General features: G+C 71.4%; 15 protein-coding genes and 1 pseudogene. 10 read left to right on the forward strand and 6 right to left on the reverse strand.

Going from position 1 to position 19,319, the window contains the following annotated elements; genetic code table 11:
* Window positions 1–13: 13 nt before the first annotated feature.
* Together ACWGJM_RS30720 and ACWGJM_RS30725 are read right to left on the reverse strand one after the other, a co-directional pair.
* A complete protein-coding gene (locus tag ACWGJM_RS30720; protein ID WP_453414989.1) occupies window positions 14–1,348 on the reverse strand; it encodes an SGNH/GDSL hydrolase family protein in 1,335 nt (444 codons plus the stop codon).
* 70 nt (window positions 1,349–1,418) lie between these two features.
* Window positions 1,419–2,726, reverse strand: a complete 1,308-nt coding sequence (locus ACWGJM_RS30725; protein ID WP_453414990.1) for an extracellular catalytic domain type 1 short-chain-length polyhydroxyalkanoate depolymerase — start codon at window positions 2,724–2,726, stop codon at window positions 1,419–1,421.
* Between the two features lie 299 nt (window positions 2,727–3,025).
* Here ACWGJM_RS30725 and ACWGJM_RS30730 point away from each other — a divergent pair, with 299 nt between their 5' ends.
* Window positions 3,026–3,826 carry a pectate lyase gene (locus ACWGJM_RS30730; RefSeq protein ID WP_453414991.1) on the forward strand — a complete coding sequence of 267 codons (801 nt, stop codon included), beginning with the start codon at window positions 3,026–3,028 and terminating at the stop codon, window positions 3,824–3,826.
* A gap of 72 nt (window positions 3,827–3,898) precedes the next feature.
* On the opposite strand, the gene ACWGJM_RS30735 is transcribed toward ACWGJM_RS30730, so the two are convergent.
* Window positions 3,899–4,663 (reverse strand): PaaX family transcriptional regulator C-terminal domain-containing protein, encoded by a 765-nt coding sequence (locus ACWGJM_RS30735; RefSeq protein ID WP_453414992.1) that lies wholly within the window; start codon window positions 4,661–4,663, stop codon window positions 3,899–3,901.
* A gap of 72 nt (window positions 4,664–4,735) precedes the next feature.
* Here ACWGJM_RS30735 and ACWGJM_RS30740 point away from each other — a divergent pair, with 72 nt between their 5' ends.
* Both ACWGJM_RS30740 and ACWGJM_RS30745 read left to right on the forward strand, forming a co-directional pair.
* Window positions 4,736–6,400, forward strand: coding sequence for an acyl-CoA dehydrogenase family protein (locus ACWGJM_RS30740; protein ID WP_453414993.1), 1,665 nt, complete (start codon window positions 4,736–4,738; stop codon window positions 6,398–6,400).
* A gap of 929 nt (window positions 6,401–7,329) precedes the next feature.
* A complete protein-coding gene (locus ACWGJM_RS30745) occupies window positions 7,330–9,309 on the forward strand; it encodes a HEAT repeat domain-containing protein (protein WP_453414994.1) in 1,980 nt (659 codons plus the stop codon).
* Window positions 9,310–9,365: 56 nt separating this feature from the next.
* Here the strand turns inward: ACWGJM_RS30745 and ACWGJM_RS30750 are convergent, their stop codons facing one another.
* The gene (locus ACWGJM_RS30750) at window positions 9,366–9,935 is read right to left on the reverse strand and encodes an Rv1733c family protein (RefSeq protein ID WP_453414995.1); all 570 of its coding nucleotides are present in this window, start codon (window positions 9,933–9,935) and stop codon (window positions 9,366–9,368) included.
* A gap of 290 nt (window positions 9,936–10,225) precedes the next feature.
* Here ACWGJM_RS30750 and ACWGJM_RS30755 point away from each other — a divergent pair, with 290 nt between their 5' ends.
* The gene (locus ACWGJM_RS30755) at window positions 10,226–11,311 is read left to right on the forward strand and encodes a WD40/YVTN/BNR-like repeat-containing protein (protein WP_453414996.1); all 1,086 of its coding nucleotides are present in this window, start codon (window positions 10,226–10,228) and stop codon (window positions 11,309–11,311) included.
* Between the two features lie 213 nt (window positions 11,312–11,524).
* Here the strand turns inward: ACWGJM_RS30755 and ACWGJM_RS30760 are convergent, their stop codons facing one another.
* Window positions 11,525–11,752, reverse strand: coding sequence for an MmyB family transcriptional regulator (locus ACWGJM_RS30760; RefSeq protein WP_453415011.1), 228 nt, complete (start codon window positions 11,750–11,752; stop codon window positions 11,525–11,527).
* 93 nt (window positions 11,753–11,845) lie between these two features.
* Window positions 11,846–12,685 (reverse strand): GntR family transcriptional regulator, encoded by an 840-nt coding sequence (locus ACWGJM_RS30765; RefSeq protein WP_453414997.1) that lies wholly within the window; start codon window positions 12,683–12,685, stop codon window positions 11,846–11,848.
* Between the two features lie 270 nt (window positions 12,686–12,955).
* Here ACWGJM_RS30765 and ACWGJM_RS30770 point away from each other — a divergent pair, with 270 nt between their 5' ends.
* From ACWGJM_RS30770 to ACWGJM_RS30795, 6 genes and pseudogenes are all read left to right on the forward strand, one after another.
* Window positions 12,956–14,224: an extracellular solute-binding protein gene (locus tag ACWGJM_RS30770; protein WP_453414998.1), complete on the forward strand. Its 1,269-nt coding sequence runs from the start codon at window positions 12,956–12,958 to the stop codon at window positions 14,222–14,224.
* Between the two features lie 29 nt (window positions 14,225–14,253).
* Complete coding sequence (locus ACWGJM_RS30775; protein WP_453414999.1) at window positions 14,254–15,243, forward strand: carbohydrate ABC transporter permease; 990 nt, start codon at window positions 14,254–14,256, stop codon at window positions 15,241–15,243.
* Window positions 15,240–16,079, forward strand: a complete 840-nt coding sequence (locus ACWGJM_RS30780; RefSeq protein WP_453415000.1) for a carbohydrate ABC transporter permease — start codon at window positions 15,240–15,242, stop codon at window positions 16,077–16,079. Before ACWGJM_RS30775 ends, ACWGJM_RS30780 begins: the two co-directional genes overlap by 4 nt.
* A gap of 78 nt (window positions 16,080–16,157) precedes the next feature.
* Entirely contained in the window at window positions 16,158–17,690 is a 1,533-nt protein-coding gene (locus ACWGJM_RS30785; protein ID WP_453415001.1) for a beta-N-acetylhexosaminidase, read from the forward strand.
* Window positions 17,691–17,738: 48 nt separating this feature from the next.
* Window positions 17,739–19,166 (forward strand): cellulose binding domain-containing protein, encoded by a 1,428-nt coding sequence (locus ACWGJM_RS30790; RefSeq protein WP_453415002.1) that lies wholly within the window; start codon window positions 17,739–17,741, stop codon window positions 19,164–19,166.
* Window positions 19,167–19,170: 4 nt separating this feature from the next.
* Window positions 19,171–19,319, forward strand: a pseudogene (locus ACWGJM_RS30795) (molybdopterin-dependent oxidoreductase); the annotation flags it as partial.

Here is a 19,319-nt window from a genome sequence, read left to right on the forward strand (position 1 = left end):
TCGTCCTTGGAGTTCAGTCCCTGCGGAACAGCCCGGTGGGCACCGCCGCGGCCAGCTTGCCGTATCCCGTCGGGTTCAGGTGCAGCCAGTCTCCGTCGTGCAGGTCGGGGCGGAGGCGGCGGGGGTCGTCCGGGTCCCGTACCGCGCGGTCGAAGTCGACGACCGCGTCGAAGTGGCCGGGGGTGCGGATCCAGGCGTTGACGCGCTGCCGGGAGGTCTCGCGCTTGCCTGCCGGGTCGTCGTAGAGGGTGCTGCCGCCGAAGGGTGTCAGGGTGGCGCCGTAGACGCGGATGTCCTGGGCGTGGGCGCGGACGACGATCTGCCGGTAGGCGGCGATCAGGTCGTCGGTGAGCCGGCGCTGGGCGTCGGGGGTGGCGTCGGCGGTGCCGATGTCGTTGACGCCTTCGAAGACGATCAGCCGGGAGACGCCGCTGCGGGAGAGGACGTCGCGGTCGAGGCGGGCGAGGACGTTGGGGCCGAGCCCGTCGTTGAGGACGCGGTTGCCGCCCGCCGCCTGGTTGAGGACGGCGATGCCGGAGGTGGCGGGCCGGGTCTGGAGGCGGTCGAAGAACTGGTCGGGCCAGCGGTCGTTGCCGTTGGTGGTGGAGCCGCGGCCGTCGGTCAGCGAGTCGCCCAGGATCGCCAGTGCCTCGGTGGCCCCGGGTGACAGGACCTCCACGTCGCTCAGCAGGTACCAGTGGTTGACCGGGGTGGCGCCCGGAAGGTCCTGGTCCTGGGTGTGGTCGCCGTTGATCAGGTACGAGGTCGTGCGCGAGCCCGGGTGTGAGGTGAGCGCGAGCGACGGCTGGCCCTGTGCGAGGTACGCCGTGACGGTCAGGGTGGATCCTGTCGCCAGATCGAACTCCAGGGGATCGGAGACCATGTCGGCGCCGACCGGGACGGTCGTGGAGGCGCGCCCCGAGAAGGTGACCCGTCGGGCGCTGCCGGACTCGACCGCGGCGGCCCCCGGCTGTCCGTCCTGCGGCAGCGCCACCGTCACCGCCGTGAGCGGCAACGGGGTGTCGCCGTAGGCGTTGGAGAAGCGCAGCCGGATGCGGTGGCCGCCGGTGGACACGCGCAGGGTCTGCCGCAGGGTGGTGTCGGCCAGGACGGACTTGGTGCCGGTGAAGGGCGCGGGCGGCAGGTTGGCGGGTTCGGTGAGCTGCGGCATCGCGGTCCAGGTGTTGACCCAGTGCCGGCCGGTGCTCGGGGGCGAAGCGGCCCGCGGTGACGCGGCCTTGGGGCTGCTGACCAGGGCGGTGAGCGCCGACGACGTCACGGCGAGGGCGAGTACGAGGACGCCGGTGCTGATCAGGGTGGCGAGCGGGATGCGTCTGGGCGGCTTCACGTGTCCCTTTCTGACCAGGGGGTGGGTGGCGGGTGCGCGCCGTTCTCTCGTGCGGTGCGCACCCGGTTCGTCAACCGACCGTGCAGGCGGTTCCGTTGAGGGTGTAGGCGGTGGGGGCGGCGCTGTCGCCGGTGTGCGTGGCCTGGTAGCCGATGCTGACGCTCGTGTTCGCCGCGATGGTGCCGTTGTAGGAGGCGTTGGTGGCCGTCACCGCTCCGGAGGACGGGCTGTAGGTGGCGTTCCAGCCGTTGGTGATGGTCTGGCCGGAGGGCAGGGTGAAGCCCAGTTTCCAGCCGGTGACCGCTGTCGTGCCGGTGTTGGTGAGGGTCACGGAGGCGGTCAGGCCGGTGCTCCAGGCGTTGGTGGTGATCGTCACCTTGCAGGGCCCGGCGGGAGGCGGGGGCACGGTGCCTCCGCTGTCGAGGCCGAAGAAGTGCAGCGCGCGGGCCGCCATGCCGTAGGTGTACAGGTTGTGGCCGACGCCCTGGAGGCTGATGGCCTCGACGGGGGCCTGGTCACCGGTGGAGCCGTAGCGGGTGCGGGTCCAGCCGGACTGGGGCGAGTCGGTGGCGGCGGGCGTCTGGCTCACGCCGAGGACATTGGTCCACTGCTTGATCGCCTCCCCGAAGTTGGGGTAGCGCAGCACGTCGTCCTCGGTGCCGTGCCACAGCTGCATCCGTGGCCGGGGGCCGCTGTAGCCGGGGTAGGCGCCGCGGACCAGGTCGCCCCACTCCTGCGGGGTGTGGGTGAGGGCGCCCGAGGAGCAGGTGCTGTTCCACTCGGAGCCGTCGGTGGTGGCGAAGCAGCCGAAGGGTACGCCGGAGAACGCGGCGCCCGCGGCGAACACGTCCGGGTAGTCGCCGAGCAGGACGTTCGTCATCATCGCGCCGGACGAGATGCCGGTGACGAACACCTTGCCGGGGTCGGCCGAGTAGGTGCGGGTCGCCCAGTCCGCCATCGACCTGATGCCGACCGGGTCGCTGCCGCCGCCGTGGCGCAGTGCCTGCGGGGAGGAGACGTCGAAACACTTGCTGGCCCGGGTCACCGACGGGTACACGACGACGAACCCGTACTGGTCGGCCAGTTGGGCCCACTCGGTGCCGGAGTACATGGCGGAGGCGGAGCCACCGCACCAGTGGACGGCCACCACGACCGCCGGGTGCGCGGTGACGCCGCTCGGTACGTACATGTACATCTGGAGGTTGCTGGGATTGTCGCCGAAGCCGGTGACCTCGGTGAGCGTCGCCGTGGGCAGGGCGGCGGGGGCATCGGCGCGGGCCGCGGCCGGCGGCGCGGTGAGGAACACCGCCGCGAGCAGCGGGACCAGCGCCGCGAGGAGTGCGGTCAGGGTGCGTCGTAAAGGCACTGTGGGGGGCATGTGGGGCATCGTGGCATGGACATGGCCTTCATGGAAGCGCTCCCACGCGACTTCCCGGAGGCAGGGACAAGCCCTGCCGTCTTCTGCGCGAAGCGTTGACTAGAAAGCGCTTACATCCTACGGTCCCGTTCAACGACATGACCGAGGGGGCAGATATCGCCCCCTATGAGGTCATCCACTCGCACACGCCGTTCACCGTCCCGCATGCGGTTCATATAGATGACCTCACGCGTGGACACCCCACCCCACAAAGGGGCGCACCCGCAGGTACCCCCCAACAAGGAAGAAGGAATCGGGACATGACTTCTTCGGCACGACCACGCGCCCGCAGGCGCGCCCTGACGGGCGCACTGGCCGCCGTCGGGCTCTCGACTGTCATGATCATGACAGATGGAACCCCGGCGAGCGCCGCCACCTGGCCCACCGCCAACGGCAGCCAGGCGGTCACCTCCACCATCTCCGTCTCCGGCACCAAGGACTACGGGATGAAGCGCCTGTACGGCAGCGGAGACCTGGGCACCGGCGGACAGAACGAGGACCAGGACCCGATCCTCGAACTGGCGCCCGGCGCCGTTCTGAAGAACGTGATCATCGGTGCTCCCGCCGCGGACGGCATCCACTGCCTGGGCAGCTGCACGCTCCAGAACGTGTGGTGGGAGGACGTCGGCGAGGACGCGGCGACGTTCCTCGGCTCCTCGTCGTCCAACGTGTACACCGTCTCCGGCGGTGGCGCGAAGGAGGCCAGCGACAAGGTGTTCCAGTTCAACGGCGCCGGAACGCTCAACGTCTCCGACTTCGCGGTGCAGAACTTCGGCAAGCTGGTCCGTTCCTGCGGCAACTGCAAGACGCAGTACAAGCGGACCATCAACCTCAACACCATCGAGGCGACCTACAAGGGCAGCGCGCTCGTCGGGATCAACACCAACTACGGCGACAGCGCGACGCTGAAGAAGATCACGATCGTCGGTGACAGCAGCAAGAAGATCGTGCCCTGCCAGAAGTACATCGGCAACAACACGGGCGCGGAGCCGCCCAAGAACGGCAGCGGCCCTGACGCGACGTACTGCAAGTACTCGTCCTCCGACATCACCTACAAGTAAGGCACCACTCCCCCACGACGGCGGTCGTACGGGGCGCACCTGACGGCGCTTCGCACGACCGCCTTCCACTGCCTACCCGGTGCGACCGAGCATCGCGTCCGTCAACTCCCGCTGATAGCCGGTGTAGGCGGCGCGCAGGTCCGGGCCCGGCCAGTCGGCGGGCAGGAGCCCGGCGGGCAGGACCGGGTCGGCCAGGAGGTGGCGCACGACGGCCGCGAGGGCGGTGAAGCGGTCGGCCGGGCGGTCGGTCGCGGCGACATGGGCGAGCAGAGCCCTGGCGGTGTCCGCCCAGGCCTCCAGCGGCCACAGCCCCGCGGCCAGGTCGCGGGCGGATTCCTCGGGCCGGGCGGTGAAGCGCCGGACCACGTCGCCGAGGCCGTCGGGATCCGCGCGGCGCAGATTGGCGGGCCGCAGCCAGACACCCTCGCGGAGTTCGGCGAGTCTGCGGGCGGCCAGCCGGGCGCGGAGCTCGGCGCGTTCGCCGGGGCCGCGGCCGGTCGCGGTGACGACCACCATCTCCCAGTCGCCGTCCCAGGGGCGGGTCTCCGGGTGCACGGCCTCGTCCTGCCGCCGCCGGCGGCTGAGCAGGCGGTCGCTGAGCCGGTAGACGCCGCCCGTGCGCCGCAGGTCACCGGCGGCCACCATACGGCTGAGCGCGGCCCGCAGGGTGGATCCGCCGACGCCGAGCGGCTCGACCGCGCGTACCAGGTCCTTCACCGGCAGCTCGGGGGGCTGCGCGCCCAGCAGCAGGCTGAGGACGACCGACCGGGCGGACAGGGGGCGCAGCTCGAGCTCCGGGGGGCCGGCCGCCGCGTTCCCGGCCACGTTCTCGTGCATGGAGACGTACTGTACGGGGCCGCTCGTATTGCATCATTGCTGCGGTCGTAGAAATAGTGCAACACTATCGGCATGGCCGACACCCTCGCGCACCCGCAGCCGTCATGGCACACCACGCACGACGTCACCAACCAGCCCCCGCCCCCGGCCCCCTACGACGCGTCCGAGGACGTGGCCCTGCTGGAGGGGCTGCGCAGGGAGGGCGCGGGCTGGGCCGAGGAGGGCATCCGGCGGCTGGGAGCACGGGCGGGCAGCGCGGAGGCGCAGGAGTGGGCCGAACTGGCCAACCGGCACGAGCCGGAGCTGCGTACGCACGACCGGTACGGCAACCGGGTCGACGAGGTCGAGTTCCACCCGAGCTGGCACCATCTGATGCGGGTCGCGGTCACCGAGGGGCTGGCGGGCGCGCCCTGGGCCGACGACCGGCCGGGCGCCCATGTCGCCCGCAGCGCGGGCGGGCTGGTGTGGGGGCACACGGAGGCCGGGCACGGCTGCCCGACCTCGATGACGTACGCGGCCGTCCCCGCGCTGCGCGCCCAGCCGGAGCTGGCGAAGGTCTACGAGCCGCTGCTGACCGGCAGGGAGTACGACCCGGAGTTGCGCGTCCCCACCGACAAGCCCGGGCTGCTGGCCGGGATGGGCATGACCGAGAAGCAGGGCGGATCCGACGTCCGGACGAACACGACCGCGGCCACGCCCACCGCCGAACCGGGCGTGTACACGCTGCGCGGGCACAAGTGGTTCACGTCGGCGCCGATGTGCGACGTGTTCCTGGTGCTGGCCCAGGCCCCGGAGGGCCTGTCCTGCTTCCTGGTCCCCCGCGTGCTGCCCGACGGCACCCGCAACACCTTCCGCATCCAGCGGCTGAAGGACAAGCTGGGCAACCGGTCCAACGCCTCCTCCGAACCGGAGTTCGACGGCACCGTGGCCTGGTTGGTCGGGGCGGAGGGTCGGGGCGTGAAGACGATCATCGAGATGGTCAACTGCACCCGTCTCGACTGCGTGATGATGTCGGCGGCGCTGATGCGCAAGACGCTCGTCGAGGCCGGCCACCATGTGCGGCACCGCAGCGCGTTCGGCGCGCGGCTCGTCGACCAGCCGCTGATGCGCAACGTGCTGGCCGATCTCGCGCTGGAGTCGGAGGCCGCGACGACGCTGACGCTGCGGCTGGCGGGGGCGGCGGACCGGGCGGTGCGCGGGGACGCCGGGGAGCAGGCCTTCCGGCGGATCGCGACCGCCGTCGGCAAGTACTGGGTGACCAAGCGGGGGCCGGCCTTCACGGCGGAGGCACTGGAGTGCCTCGGCGGCAACGGCTACGTGGAGGAGTCCGGGATGCCCCGCCACTACCGGGAGGCGCCCCTGCTGTCGATCTGGGAGGGCTCGGGGAACGTCAACGCGCTCGATGTGCTGCGGGCGTTGGGGCGGGAGCCCGCCACGGCCGAGGCCCTGTTCGCCGAACTCGCCCTGGCCCGTGGTGCGGACGTCCGGCTGGACGCGGCCGTGGCCCGGCTGAAGGACCGCCTGCCCGGGGCCGAACCGGCGGGCGCCCGACGCCTGGTGGAGGAGATGGCCCTGGTCCTTCAGGCCTCCCTCCTCGTCCGGCACGCCCCGCCCGCGGTCGCCGACGCCTTCTGCGCCACCCGGCTCGGCGGGGACTGGGGGCATGCGTTCGGCACGCTGCCGGGTTCGGCGGACATGGACGCGATCCTGGGGCGGGCGGTGGCCGCCGCGAACTGACCTCCGGTCGCTGCCGGGCGGACGCTGTGCCTCCGGGCCTGCCTGGGCCGGGCTCGCGTTGATCCTCCGGTCCGGGCGGCGCGTCCGCCCCCGGCGGGGGCAGCTCTTGCGCCGCCGCGTCCAGGCCGGCCGGTGCACCCCGTCTGCCCGGTGTCCGGCCGGCGTTGCGGCCCTTGGCCTGCGGGGCTGCGGGGGCTGCGGTCGGCACCGGTTTTCTCGCCCCCGCCGCCCCTACCCGTTCCCGTCCCCAGGGGCTCCGCCCCTTCGACCCCGCCAGGGGGCTCCGCCCCTTCGACCCCGCCAGGGGGCTCCGCCCCCCTGAACCCCCGCGGGGCTCCGCCCCTGCATCCCACCGGGCTCTGACCCGGACCCCGCCGGGGGTTGCCGCCCGGCACACCGCGCGGCTCCGCCCCCGCACCCCCGGCGCCGCTCTCCCGACTGCGCCCCTTTGGCTGCGTCCCGCGCTCCCCCGCACCGCTCCCCACACCCTGCCGCCTGTGGCTCTGCCCCGGGCCCGCTGCTCCCCGGCAGGGCCGGCCGTACCTGTAGCCGATCCGGTCAGTGCGGGGCGTGCCTCCGGCAGGCGGGGGGTGCCTGGTCCTGTCTGCCCGTCTACAGCGGGGACCGGATGGTGGCTGACGAGAAACCATGCCGGTCGCCAGGCATGAGAGGCACGAGAGGCACGAGAGGCACGAAGTCAGGGTCCTTCGGTCCGGCGCGCAGCCCTCCATGCCCCTCCCGGCGGGAGCCGGTTTCGTCGTCGTGGCATGCACCTGCCCTCGGGCGGGAATTGATCCCTCCGGACCGTTGGCGCGGTTCGTGGCCGGTCCCAGCCGACAGATCGCACACAGTCGCCGCGCGATTCCGCTTCGTTGTCAGTGCCGTGGTGCAGACTCGCGATCAGGTGGCAATCGCCTGGGGAGGACAACGTGTTCACGGGGATCGACGACGTCGACTGGGCCTCGCTGCGGCATGCGTACGGCAGTGCCGAGGACGTGCCCGGACTGCTGCGGGGGCTGGCGTCCGCGGACCGGGCCGAGCGGGAGGGCGCGCTGGACGGGATGTACGGCTCGGTGCACCACCAGGGGAACGTGTACGACTCGACGCTCGCCTGCGTTCCGTTCCTGTTCGCCCTCGCGGCCCGCGCCGAGGTTCCGGACCGGGGCGGCATAGTCGAGTTGCTGGTCAGCATCGGCACGGAGGACGAGGGCGCCGCGGTCCGTTCGGGTGCGGAGGTGTTCTTCGGTCTGGCCGCGGATCCGGATCCCTGGGTGCGGCGCGCGGCGCCGGCGGCGCTGGTGCGGTTCCTCGACGATCCGGGGCGTGTGCTGGGCCTGTTGCGGGATCGGATCACGGTCGAGCGGGACGACCGGGTCCTGTTGGCCCTCACCGAGTGCCTGGGCCTCTTCGTACGGCGGCATCCGGCGCACGCCGCCGCGGCGGTGGATCTCCTGACCGTGCAGAGCGCCCCGCCGTACGGACCCGGGCTGCGGCTCGCGGCCCTCGGCCAGCTCGCGCTCGGGGCGCCGGACCGGCTCCCGGCCGATCTGGTGCCGACGGCTGTCCGGCTGCTCCGGGACAGGTCCGAGCAGCGGCCCGGCGGGCGGCCGGACCAGCCGGACCGCCCCGGCACGGACACCCTGGTCGGCCGGATACGGCGACTGCGGCCCTCGGACGAGGAAGGCGCGTACCTGCTGCGGACCCTCCACACCGCCCTGGGCGACCGGGTCACGGACCGGATCGCCCTGCTCACCGGGCAGTTGACCAGCCCCGCCCCGGTGGACCGGCGCAACGCGGTGTGGATGGCGGCGGGACTGCTGCGCGAGTGGCGTGCCGACTACGCCGGGCTCGTCGGGCTGCTCGGCACCCAAGTCATGCAGGAGCAGGATCCGTTACGGGACGCGGCGGTGTCGGTGCTGGCCGAGCTGTTCGACCTGGCCACCCCCGCCGTCGACCACGTCCACGCCCTGGTGACCGCACGGCCCGACCTGTGGGTGCGCCGGTGGGAGCGCGGGACGCCGGCGCTGGGGGGTCCGCTCAAGGCCCTCGCCCGCAGCGGGGACGCCAGGGCGGTGCCCGTTCTCGCCCAACTGCTGGCCGGCCCGCTTCCGCCGGACGACCTGGGGCACGCGGTCGTGCACCTCGGGCCTGCCGCGGCCCCGCTCGCCCCGGCGCTGCGGCGCCGGCTCGGGCAGATACGCCTCGGCTCGCCCGGAACCGCCGACCGTGCCGTTCCGCTGCTGTCGGCGCTCACGGCCCTGACCGACGTGGCGGCCCTGCCGGAGGTCCTGCGCCTGCTGAGTGCCGCGCCGGGTGCCCCCGGGCCGCGCGACACCGCCCTCGGGTGCGCGATCCGCGCTCTGGACAGCTTCGGCCCCGCCGCGCGGGAGGCGGCGCCGGTGCTGCGGGGGCTCCTGGACACCGAGTACGCGGCGGCGGCCGCGGGGGCACTGTGGTCGACGGGCGAGGACGTGTCCGTCGTACTTCCCGTGCTGCTGCGGGAGTTGACGCACGAACAGTCCCGGCGCCGCCGTCCGGCCGCCAGGGAGCTGGCCCGGCTGGGGCCCGCGGCCCGCCCCGCGCTCCCCGCGCTGCGCCGTATGACGGGGACGAGCAGAGTGCGGGAACGGGTCTCGGCCGCGGCGGCGCTGTGGCGGATCGGCCAGGATCCGGAAGACGTCCTGCCGGTGTTCCGCGCGGCCTGGGCCGGGAATCCCCAGACCCGCGGCACGATCGCCGCCTGCCTCGCCCGCATGGGACCGGCGGGCGACCCGCTGCGGGACCTCCTGCGGGCCGAGGTGACCGGCCCTCGGCGCCACACGACACGGGTGGGCGGGTACGGGAGCCATGACATACAGAAGGACGAGGAACTGCTCCGGGTGTGCCGGAGGGTGCTGGCGGGAGGGTGAGGGGCCGTCCGACCACTTGCCGGTGGCGACGGCCCCGCTCTCCGCAGCCGGTCGCGTCAGCCGGTCATCCGCCCCCACTGCGGGCCCAGACGCGCCCACTCGGCGTCCCAGTCGGCCATGCGGCGGCGTTCCAGCCGGCCGCGCAGGGCCAGGCCGGAGACGAGGGGGACGGCGGCGGCGCTGACGCCCACGAGGGTGCCGATGAGGCCGGCGCGCAGGTGGGCCTGGGAGACCGAAGCGGGACGGGTGACCAGGCGGCCCTGCGGGTCGGTCCACACCGTGACCGGGCTGCCCGCCTTGCTGCCGGGCTCGACGCGGGCCTGGCCGGTGTGCGTGGAGCCGTCCGGCACGGTCCAGCGGACCTTGGCCCACACCCGCTCGCCGGAGTTCGCCGTCCCCGGGGCCTTCTCGGTGACCTGGGCCACGGTCGGGCGCCACTCGACGCGCTCCCGGGCCAGCCCGTGCTCGACGGAGCCGGCCGCCACGAGTCCCGACAGGACCCCGGTCAGTACGGTGAGCAGCCAGGCGCCGAGCACCAGCCAGGCCTCCACCGTGTCGGCACGGCGTTTGAGCGGGTTGCGCCGCCAGCGCCACAGCCAGACCTTCGGACCACGGAACGCCTTCAAAGGCATCCTCCTCACGAGCGCACGGACAGACCGGCCGCCTTCCCGACCGCCTTCCCATACGGGCGACGTCCCCGTCCTGCTCAGGGCGAGCCCCCGACTCGACGGTCGCACGAGAGCGCCGGTTCGCGCAGGCGTCTGACCCGAAGACGCCCCACCGATCTCCGCGACAGGCCGACACAACCGGCCTGACCTGCGGCGACACCACTTCCCTAGGTGACTGTCAGTGCCGGGGTGCAGACTGGCCGATGTCTGAAAACTCACGTGACAAAGACGTCCCGGAGGTGATCGGCATGACCGAGGTACTGCTCGCCGTGGGCACCCGAAAGGGCCTGTTCATCGGGCGGCGGCGAGGTGGCGCCTGGGAGTTCGACGAGAGTCCCTGTTTCAACGCCCAGGCGGTCTACTCGGTCGCCCTGGACACCCGCGGCGGCACCCCGCGGCTGCTGGCCGGAGGCGACAGCGCGCACTGGGGTCCGTCGGTGTTCCACTCCGACGACCTGGGCCGCACCTGGAGCGAACCGGCCCGCCCGGCCGTGAGGTTCCCCAAGGACACGGGCGCCTCCCTGGAGCGGGTCTGGCAGCTGCACCCGGCCGTCGCCGAGCCGGACGTGGTGTACGCGGGCACGGAACCGGCCGCGCTGTACCGCTCGGAGGACCGCGGGGAGAGCTTCGAGTTGGTGCGCCCGCTGTGGGAGCACCCCACCCGCTCGCGGTGGGTGCCGGGCGGCGGCGGTGAGGGGCTGCACACCGTGGTGACCGACCACCGCGATCCGCGGGCGGTGACCGTCGCGGTCTCGACGGCCGGGGTGTTCCGCACCACGGACGGCGGCGCGAGCTGGGCGCCGTCGAACTCCGGTGTGTCTGCGGTGTTCCTGCCGGACCCGAACCCGGAGTTCGGCCAGTGCGTGCACAAGATCGCGCAGGATGCGGCGAATCCGGACCGGCTCTACCTCCAGAACCACTGGGGGGTGTACCGCAGCGACGACACGGGCGCCCACTGGACGGACATCGGCGCGGACCTGCCGTCCACCTTCGGTTTCGCGGTGGCCGCCCACCCGCACCGGGGCGGCACGGCGTACGTCTTCCCGATCAACGCCGACGCCGACCGGGTGCCCGCCGACCGTCGCTGCCGGGTCTTCCGAACGGAGGACGCGGGCAAGACCTGGGAGTCCCTGACCGCCGGGCTGCCCCAGGAGGACCACTACGGCACGGTGTTGCGCGACGCGCTCCGCACGGACGACGCGGACCCGGCGGGCGTCTACTTCGGCAATCGCAACGGCGAGGTGTACGCCTCCGGCGACGACGGCGACAGCTGGCAACTGCTCGCCTCCCATCTGCCGGACGTGCTGTGCGTGCGGGCGGCGGTCGTGGGCTGAGGAAGCCGTGGGGTGAGGAAGGGAGGGGCGAAGCGGGGAGAGAAAGGCAACGGAGGGAGGTACGGAAGGAGTTCGATCGTCGGCCAGGACCCGTACCCCACACCCGCACACGGGAATCAGATGTCGGATACGGGCACAGCTGCCTGGGCCTGCTCCGGCTGGGCCGCCATGGTCCTCAGCGTCTCGAAGGCGGCCGCCGTCGGGCTCGCCGGTTCAGCTTGATAGACCACCATGCGGGATCGTGGCGTAGGCGGCCCTGATTTCGGCGACGCAGGAGTGCGCGGCTCGCTCCCATTCCTGGTAGAACTCGCGCCCTGCCGGGTCGACGAACACCATGCGGGCGAGGTTGTCGAACGTGTCGAAACCGCTGTGGAGGGCCGTGGCGAGGGAGTTGTCCGCCAGGATGTCGAGGGCCGGGCCGACGACGCTGGTCGGCCAGATCTGCCCGTTCTTCTACCGCTACGGTCGGCCCGGAGAGCTGTAGGCCCCCACCCGTGGGGCGTTCCGCCCCGCTCCACGGGAAACCGTCGTGGCTCACGGTGCCGACTGGATGTCACCGCGCGTGGAGGACGCGATGGTGTCGCGGTGCGCGAAGTCGCCCGGGGGGATGCCGGGGTGATGTCCGACGCGGTCCGACGGCATCGTGGCCGAGGGGCCGAGGGTGAGCCTGGAGACGATGCGGTAGCGGTCGCCGCGGTAGATCGAGTGGACGTACTCGACGGGCTGGCCCGTGGTGTCCGAGGTGAGCCGCTCGAAGAGCAGCGCCGGGGACAGTTCGGGTACCTCGAGCAGTTCGGCCTCGACCCGGGTGACGACGGTCGGCTCGATCGCCTGGACGGCCTCGTGGACGTGCACGTCGTGCTGTTCGCGCAGGTGCTCGTACAGGTCGCCGGTTTCCAGTTCCCGGGCGGACAGCGTGGGGACCAGGTCGGCCCTGAGGTGCAGGTGCTCGATGGCCATCGGTGCGCCGTCGACCAGGCGCAGCCGTGCTACGTACACGATCTCGGCGGCGGGCGAGATACGCAGCTTGCGGCCCACGCGCGCGCCCGCCGGGATGGTGGTGAACTCCAGCAGACGGCTCGACCAGGTCCCGGAGGCCTGGGGCACGGTCATGGCCTGCCGGCCGGAGACGAGCTCCTGGGTGATCTTCTCGGGTGCAACGAACATGCCGCGGCCGTGTTGCCGCACCAGAAGACCGGCGGCGACCAGTTCGTCGACCGCCGCGCGCAGGGTCGGACGGGACACTCCCAGGCGGGCGCAGAGGGCGCGCTCGGAGGGGATCGCCTCCCCCGCGTCGTGCGACTCGACGAGGCCGAGGAGAAAGTCGCGGACCCGCTCTCGTTTGAGCACCGCACCTGGTGCGTCGGCCTTCATGTTGCTCACCCTCTTGCGTGGAATCCGTAGTTTACCACTTGACCAGTTGACCAGCCGACGGCCGCAACTGCCCCTCTTGGCGGGGGAAGTGTAACCATCCTCGAGAAATGACCATCCAGGTACCGGTCGACCTGCGCCTCACACCCCTTCTTCACCCAAGGGGTTGACGCCACAATTGGTCTATGCCACCTTCTTCCCCACATCAAGAGGTGAGCTGTCCAGTGGACTTCACTGGTCAGGTGGTCAGGTCATGTCCTCCAGAGGTGAACCGTGAAGCTCCGCTTGTTTGCCGGTGTGTCCGCGCTCCTGATGACGGCCGGGCTCAGTGCCTGCAGTAGCTCCTCCGATGCCTCCGACGACAGCTCCGGCGGGACCACCACCATCGACGTGTGGCTGATGCGCGACAGCGTCTCGGCCCGGTTCCAGAGCGACTTCGTCAAGGGCTTCGAGACCGCCCACCCCGACATCAAGGTCAAAGTGCAGATCCAGGAGTGGGACGGGATCGGCGAGAAGGTCACGGCCGCCCTCGCCAGCAACGACGCACCCGACGTCATCGAGACCGGCAACACCCAGGTCGCCCAGTTCGCACAGAGCGGGGGGCTGCTCGACCTCAGCGACAAGGTCGACGATCTCGGGGGCAAGGACTGGCTGAAGGGCCTCGCCGAGCCGGGCGCCTACGAGGGCAAGCAGTACGGCATCCCCTACTACGCCGCCAACCGCGTCGTCATCTACCGCACCGACCTGTTCAAGAAGGCGGGCGTCGACGCGTCCGCCATCAAGACCCGCGGCCAGTGGATCAACGCCACCGAGAAGCTCGACTCCGGTGGTACGCAGGGGATTTATCTGCCCGGCCAGAACTGGTACGCGCTCTCGGGCTTCGTCTGGGACGAGGGGGGTGACCTCGCGACCGAGTCCGGCGGCAAGTGGAAGGGCGCGCTGGACACCCCCGAGGCGATCCGCGGCATGGACTTCTACAGGCAACTCCAGGCCCTCGGCCGGGGTCCCAAGGACTCCGACGAGGCCAATCCCCCGCAGGCGGACGTGATGGCCAAGGGGAAGGTCGCCCAGGTCATCGCGACACCCGGCGGCGCGAACGTCGTCATCCAGAACAACCCCGCGCTGAAGGGCAAGCTCGCCTTCTTCCCGATCCCGGGCAAGACCGCCGACAAGCCCGGCGCGGTCTTCACCGGCGGCTCCGACCTCGTCATTCCGACGGCCTCCACGAAGCAGGAAGCGGCCTACACCTTCATCAAGGAACTCACCGGCGACACCTGGCAGAAGAAGCTCGCGCTCGCCATGAGCTACGTCCCGAACAAGACCACCCTGGCCTCCGCGGTCGCCTCCGACCCGGGCGCCGCGGCCATGGCGGTCGGCGCCACCGAGGGCCACGCGACGCCCAACACCCCCGGCTGGGCCGCGGTCGAGGCCAAGAACCCGATCAAGGACTACCTGACCGCCGTTCTCACCGGGGGTGACGTGCAGAAGGAAGCCACCAAGGCCTCCGACGCCATCACCGCGGCGATGAACTCCGGCTCCTGAACCGTCGACGCACGGGAAGGAGGAGTGCCGTGTCGGCCGTCCGAGAGCAGACCGCGCCCCGTCCCCCACTCAACACCCGGCCGTCCCGGCGCTCCACCGGCTCCGGGCCGCGCCGGCCGTCGCAGTCAGGCGGTCGCGGGATCTGGCCGTACGTCCTGATCGCGCCCGCCGTCCTCGGCACGCTCTACCTGCTCGTCTATCCCCTGATCCGCGCCGTGGTGATCTCGCTCCAGGCCTTCGGCCTGCGCCAACTCATCGTCGGCGACGCGCGGTTCGTCGGACTCAAGAACTACGAGACGCTGCTCGGCGACGACCGCTTCTGGGAGGTGGTGCGCCGCACCTTCCTGTTCATGGCGGTCAACGTCGTCCTGATCATGGTGCTGTCCACCCTGGTGGCGCTGATGATCGAGCGGCTCGGCCGGTTCGGCAGGACCGCCGTCCTCAGCGCGCTCGTGCTGACCTGGGCGATGCCCGTCGTCGCGGCGACCACCGTCTTCCAGTGGCTGTTCCACTCGGAGTTCGGCATCGTCAACGCGGTCCTGACCGGCCTGGGCTTCGACTCCTTCCAGCGCTACCCCTGGTTCGCGCACGGCCCGGCCGCCTTCGCCATCGTGGTCGTCCTCGTGGTGTGGCAGTCCGTGCCGTTCGCGGCGATCACGCTGTACTCGGCCCTCACCACCGTCCCCACCGAGCTGTACGAGTCGGCGCGGCTCGACGGGGCGTCGGGGCCGCGGATCTTCCGCTCCATCACCCTCCCGATCGTCCGCCCGATCTTCCTGCTGGTGTTCTCCCTCGAAGTGATCTGGACCTTCAAGGCGTTCGTCCAGATCTGGGTGATGACCAACGGCGGTCCCGGCGACGCCACCACGATCCTGCCCGTGTACGCGGTGCAGACCGCCCTGTCGAGCCAGCGCTACGACCTCGGCTCGGCGGCCTCCATGGTCACCGTCGTGCTGATGTCGGGCGTGCTCGTCTTCTACTTCCGCCAGATGTTCCGCCAGGAGGACGAGCTCGCATGAGCACGACCCGGCCCCGCGTCCGCCGCCTGCCCCTGAACGCCGCCGCCGTCGTCACGGTCGTGGTCTGCCTGTTCCCGGTGTACTGGATGGTCGCCACCGCGTTCACCCCGACGCGCGACATCCAGTCCGACAACCCCCGGATCATTCCGGCGAGTTGGACGCTCGACCACTTCCGCACCGCCGTCGGCGCCGCCGGCTTCGGCCTGTTCTGGCGCAACAGCATCCTCGTCACGCTGACCGCCGTCCTGCTCGCCCTCGTCATCGCGCTCGGTGCCGCCTACGCGGTCGCCCGGATGAAGTGGAGGGGGCGCCGGCAGTTCATGCTCATGGTGTTCATCGCGCAGATGGCGCCCTGGGAGTCGCTGATCATCCCGGTGTACATCATCTCCCGGGACACCGACATGCTCGACCGGCTGCCGACCCTGACCCTCGTCTACTTCATGATGACACTGCCCTTCACCGTCATCGTGCTGCGCGGTTTCATCGGCACGATCCCCCCGGAGCTGGAGGAATCCGCCCAGGTCGACGGCTGCACCCGGCTCGGCGCGTTCCGGCACGTGGCGTTCCCGCTGCTGGCGCCGGGGTTGATGGCCACCTCGCTGTTCGGCTACATCACCGCCTGGAACGAGTTCGCGTACGCCAACTTCCTGATCATCAAGCAGCAGGACAACCGCACCCTGCCCGTGTGGCTGTCCTCGTTCCAGAACGTCTTCGGCACCGACTGGGGCGCCACCATGGCCGCCTCGACCCTCTTCGCCGCCCCGGCGCTGGTGGTGTTCCTGCTGCTCCAGCGCCATGTCACCTCCGGCTTCGCGGCCGGTGCGGTCAAGGGCTGACCTCCGCACGACCCCCACTCCACTCCACTCCACCCCCACGCGACCCCGCTTACGCGACCCCGCTTCCGGAGACGATCCATGCCCGCACATCGATCCGTCCTCACCCTCGTCCCCCGCCCCGCCAAGACCGTGCTGCGGCCGGGGTACTTCACGCTCGACGCCGAGACCGCGCTGCACATCGGCGCAGGGACCGAACAGGCCGCGGAGCTGCTGCGCACCCTGCTCGCCCCCGCCACCGGACTGGCCCTGCGACCGTCCCCGGGCGGGCAGTTGAAGCTGGCGATCGACTCCAGCCTCGGCACCCTGGGCACCGAGGGATACGTACTCACGATCGCTCCGTGCGCCGTGCTGCTGCGCGCCGCGCACCTCACCGGCCTGCTGCGGGGCATCCAGACGATCCGTCAACTCCTGCCCCCGCAGGCTCTGTCGGAGACTCCGCAGGGCGATACGCCGTGGCAGCTGCCCTGCTCCGAGATCACCGACCACCCGCGTCACCCCTGGCGCGGCGCGATGCTGGACGTGGCCCGCCACTTCCAGCCCGTCTCCTATCTGCGCCGGTACGTCGACCTGTTGGCCCTGCACAAGATCAGCGTGTTCCATCTGCACCTCACCGACGACCAGGGCTGGCGCATGCCGGTCACGGCCCGGCCCAAGCTCACCGAGATCGGCGGCTACCGCACGGAGTCGCAGAAGGGCCCGGCCGGCAGCGGCGAGTTCGACGGCATCCCGCACGGCGGGGCGTACACGCGGGCCGAACTCACCGGCCTGGTCCGGTACGCGGCCGCTCGCGGCGTCACCGTCATGCCGGAGATCGAGATGCCCGGGCACGTACGCGCGGCCCTCGCCGCCTACCCCGGACTGGGCAACCAACCTGAGCGCAGCCTCGACGTCTGGACGCGCTGGGGCGTGTGCGACACCGTCCTCGGTGTCCACGACGAGGTCCTCGACTTCTGCCGCAACGTCCTCGACGAGGTCATGGACGTCTTCCCCTCGCCGTACATCCACGTCGGCGGCGAGGAGTGCCCCACCACCGAGTGGACGCACAGTGCCGCCGCACGCGAACGGGCGGTGGCCGAGGGACTGCCGAACCCCGAGGCCCTGCACGGCTGGTTCCTCGGACAGATCGGCGAGTTCCTCGTCCGGCGTGGCCGCCGCCCGGTCGGCTGGGCCGAGACCGGCGCCGAACTGCCCCTCGACTTCACGGTGATGACCTGGCGCGACTCGGCGCACACCCTGACGGCGGCCCGCCGCGGCCATCCCGTGGTCAGCGCGTACCACCGGGCCACCTACCTCGACTACGCCCAGTCCGACGACCCGAGCGAGCCGCCGGCCCAGCCCGGAACCGTCGTCGACCTGCGCGCCGCCCACGCCCACGACCCCGTGCCCGAGGACGCCGAACCGGACGTGGCCGGGCGGGTGCTCGGCACCCAGGCCCAGCTGTGGACCGAGTTCGTCACGACGCCCGCCCACATCGAGTACCTCACCTACCCCCGGCTGTGCGCCCTCGCCGACCGCGCCTGGAGCGGTGCCACCGACTGGGCCGACTTCCGCTCCCGCCTCGACGAGCACACCGCCCGACTCGACGCGCTCGGCGTCCAGCGCCACCACTGACCCGTCCGATTCCGGGAATCCCCCCCACCTTTCTGGAAAGGAACCACGATGCGATTCGCCAAGTACCGGCTGCGCGCCACCGCGTCCGCCGCCGTCGCGGTGGCCATGGGCGCCGCCGCGCTCACCGCACTCCCGTCCACCGCGAACGCTGCCGCCGACGGACTGAGCGTCCAGTACCGCACGAGCGCCACGGGAGCCAGTGCCGACCAGGCCGAGCCCTGGTTCAAGGTGAAGAACACCGGCGCCACGACCGTACAGCTGGCGAACGTCAAGATCCGCTACTACTTCAAGGCCGACTCGGCGAGCGCGACCTACCGCTTCGCCTGCTCCTGGGCCGTCAAGGGCTGTGCCAACGTCACGGGCACCTTCGGCACGCTCGCCAACCCGACAGCCACGGCCGACCGTTACCTGGAGATCGGCTTCACCTCCGGTGCCGGCTCGCTCGCTCCGGGCGCCGACACCGGTGACATGCAGCTGCGCTTCTACCAGTCGACGTGGCAGTCGCTGAACCAGAGTGACGACTACTCCTTCGGCGCCTCCCAGACCTCGTACGCCGACTGGTCCAAGGTCACGGCGCAGCTGTCCGGCACCACCCTGTGGGGCCAAGCCCCCGCGGGCAACGACCCGACGGACCCGCCCACCGACCCGCCGACCGATCCTCCGGCCACCGGCGCCACGCTGTTCGACGACTTCAACTACAGCGCCTACAACGACCCGAAGATCTCGGCGCACGGCTGGAACGTGCGCTCCACCTCCGGCGGCCCCGGTGTGTCCGGCGCCACCTGGGCGCCCGGGAACGTCACCTTCGACGGCACCAGCGGCAACTCCGTCATGAACCTGGAGACCTCGACCGCGGGCACCGGCGAGAGCACCAGGCAGACCGAGGTCTTCACCAACGCGCGGAAGTTCAAGAACGGCACCTACGCGGCCCGGGTCAAGTTCAAAGACGCGCCCGAGTACGGCCCGGACGGCGACCACCTCGTCCAGACGTTCTTCACCATCAACGACCTCACCGCGCCGATGGCGGACGACTACTCCGAGTACGACTTCGAGTACCTGCCCAACGGCGGCTGGGGCGAGTCCTCGAACATCCTCTACACGACGTCCTGGGAGACGTACCAGCCCGATCCGTGGGTGGCGGTCAACCAGCACACCGAGGGCCGGCAGAGCTACAACGGCTGGCACGACCTGGTGCTGACCATCGACAACAGCTCCATCAAGTACTACATCGACGGACAGCTGTTCGGCACGCACGACTCCGCGTACCTGCCGGAACGGCCGATGTCGATCAACTTCAACCAGTGGCTGATCGACTTCGGCGGCCTGACCAGCTCCACCGCGCGGGCGTACGACGAGCAGGTCGACTACGTCCTGCACGTCAAGGACCAGGTCCTCACTCCGGCGCAGGTCGCCGCCAAGGTGACGGCGTACCGCAGCGCGGGCACCACGTTCGAGGACACCGTCCCCGGCAGCTGATCCCGCCGGCGCGGTCCGCTTCACCTGCTTCGACGGGGCGTACACCGAGAGCCTGACCCTCGACCAGGCACGCCGCAGCGATGTCCTGGTCGCCCTGAAGATGCAGGACAAGCCGGTCGGCCACAACCACGGAGGCCCCGTGCGCCTGTATGT

The sequence above is a fragment of the Streptomyces sp. NPDC054834 genome, from assembly GCF_053611185.1.

Coding starts and splice junctions, on each gene's coding strand:
- ACWGJM_RS30780 (WP_453415000.1), top strand. CDS start 15,240: ATGAGCACGACCCGGCCCCGCGTCCGCCGCCTGCCCCTGAACGCCGCC.
- ACWGJM_RS30790 (WP_453415002.1), top strand. CDS start 17,739: ATGCGATTCGCCAAGTACCGGCTGCGCGCCACCGCGTCCGCCGCCGTC.
- ACWGJM_RS30765 (WP_453414997.1), bottom strand. CDS start 12,685: ATGAAGGCCGACGCACCAGGTGCGGTGCTCAAACGAGAGCGGGTCCGC.
- ACWGJM_RS30740 (WP_453414993.1), top strand. CDS start 4,736: ATGGCCGACACCCTCGCGCACCCGCAGCCGTCATGGCACACCACGCAC.
- ACWGJM_RS30730 (WP_453414991.1), top strand. CDS start 3,026: ATGACTTCTTCGGCACGACCACGCGCCCGCAGGCGCGCCCTGACGGGC.
- ACWGJM_RS30725 (WP_453414990.1), bottom strand. CDS start 2,726: ATGCCCCCCACAGTGCCTTTACGACGCACCCTGACCGCACTCCTCGCG.
- ACWGJM_RS30785 (WP_453415001.1), top strand. CDS start 16,158: ATGCCCGCACATCGATCCGTCCTCACCCTCGTCCCCCGCCCCGCCAAG.
- ACWGJM_RS30755 (WP_453414996.1), top strand. CDS start 10,226: ATGACCGAGGTACTGCTCGCCGTGGGCACCCGAAAGGGCCTGTTCATC.
- ACWGJM_RS30735 (WP_453414992.1), bottom strand. CDS start 4,663: ATGCACGAGAACGTGGCCGGGAACGCGGCGGCCGGCCCCCCGGAGCTC.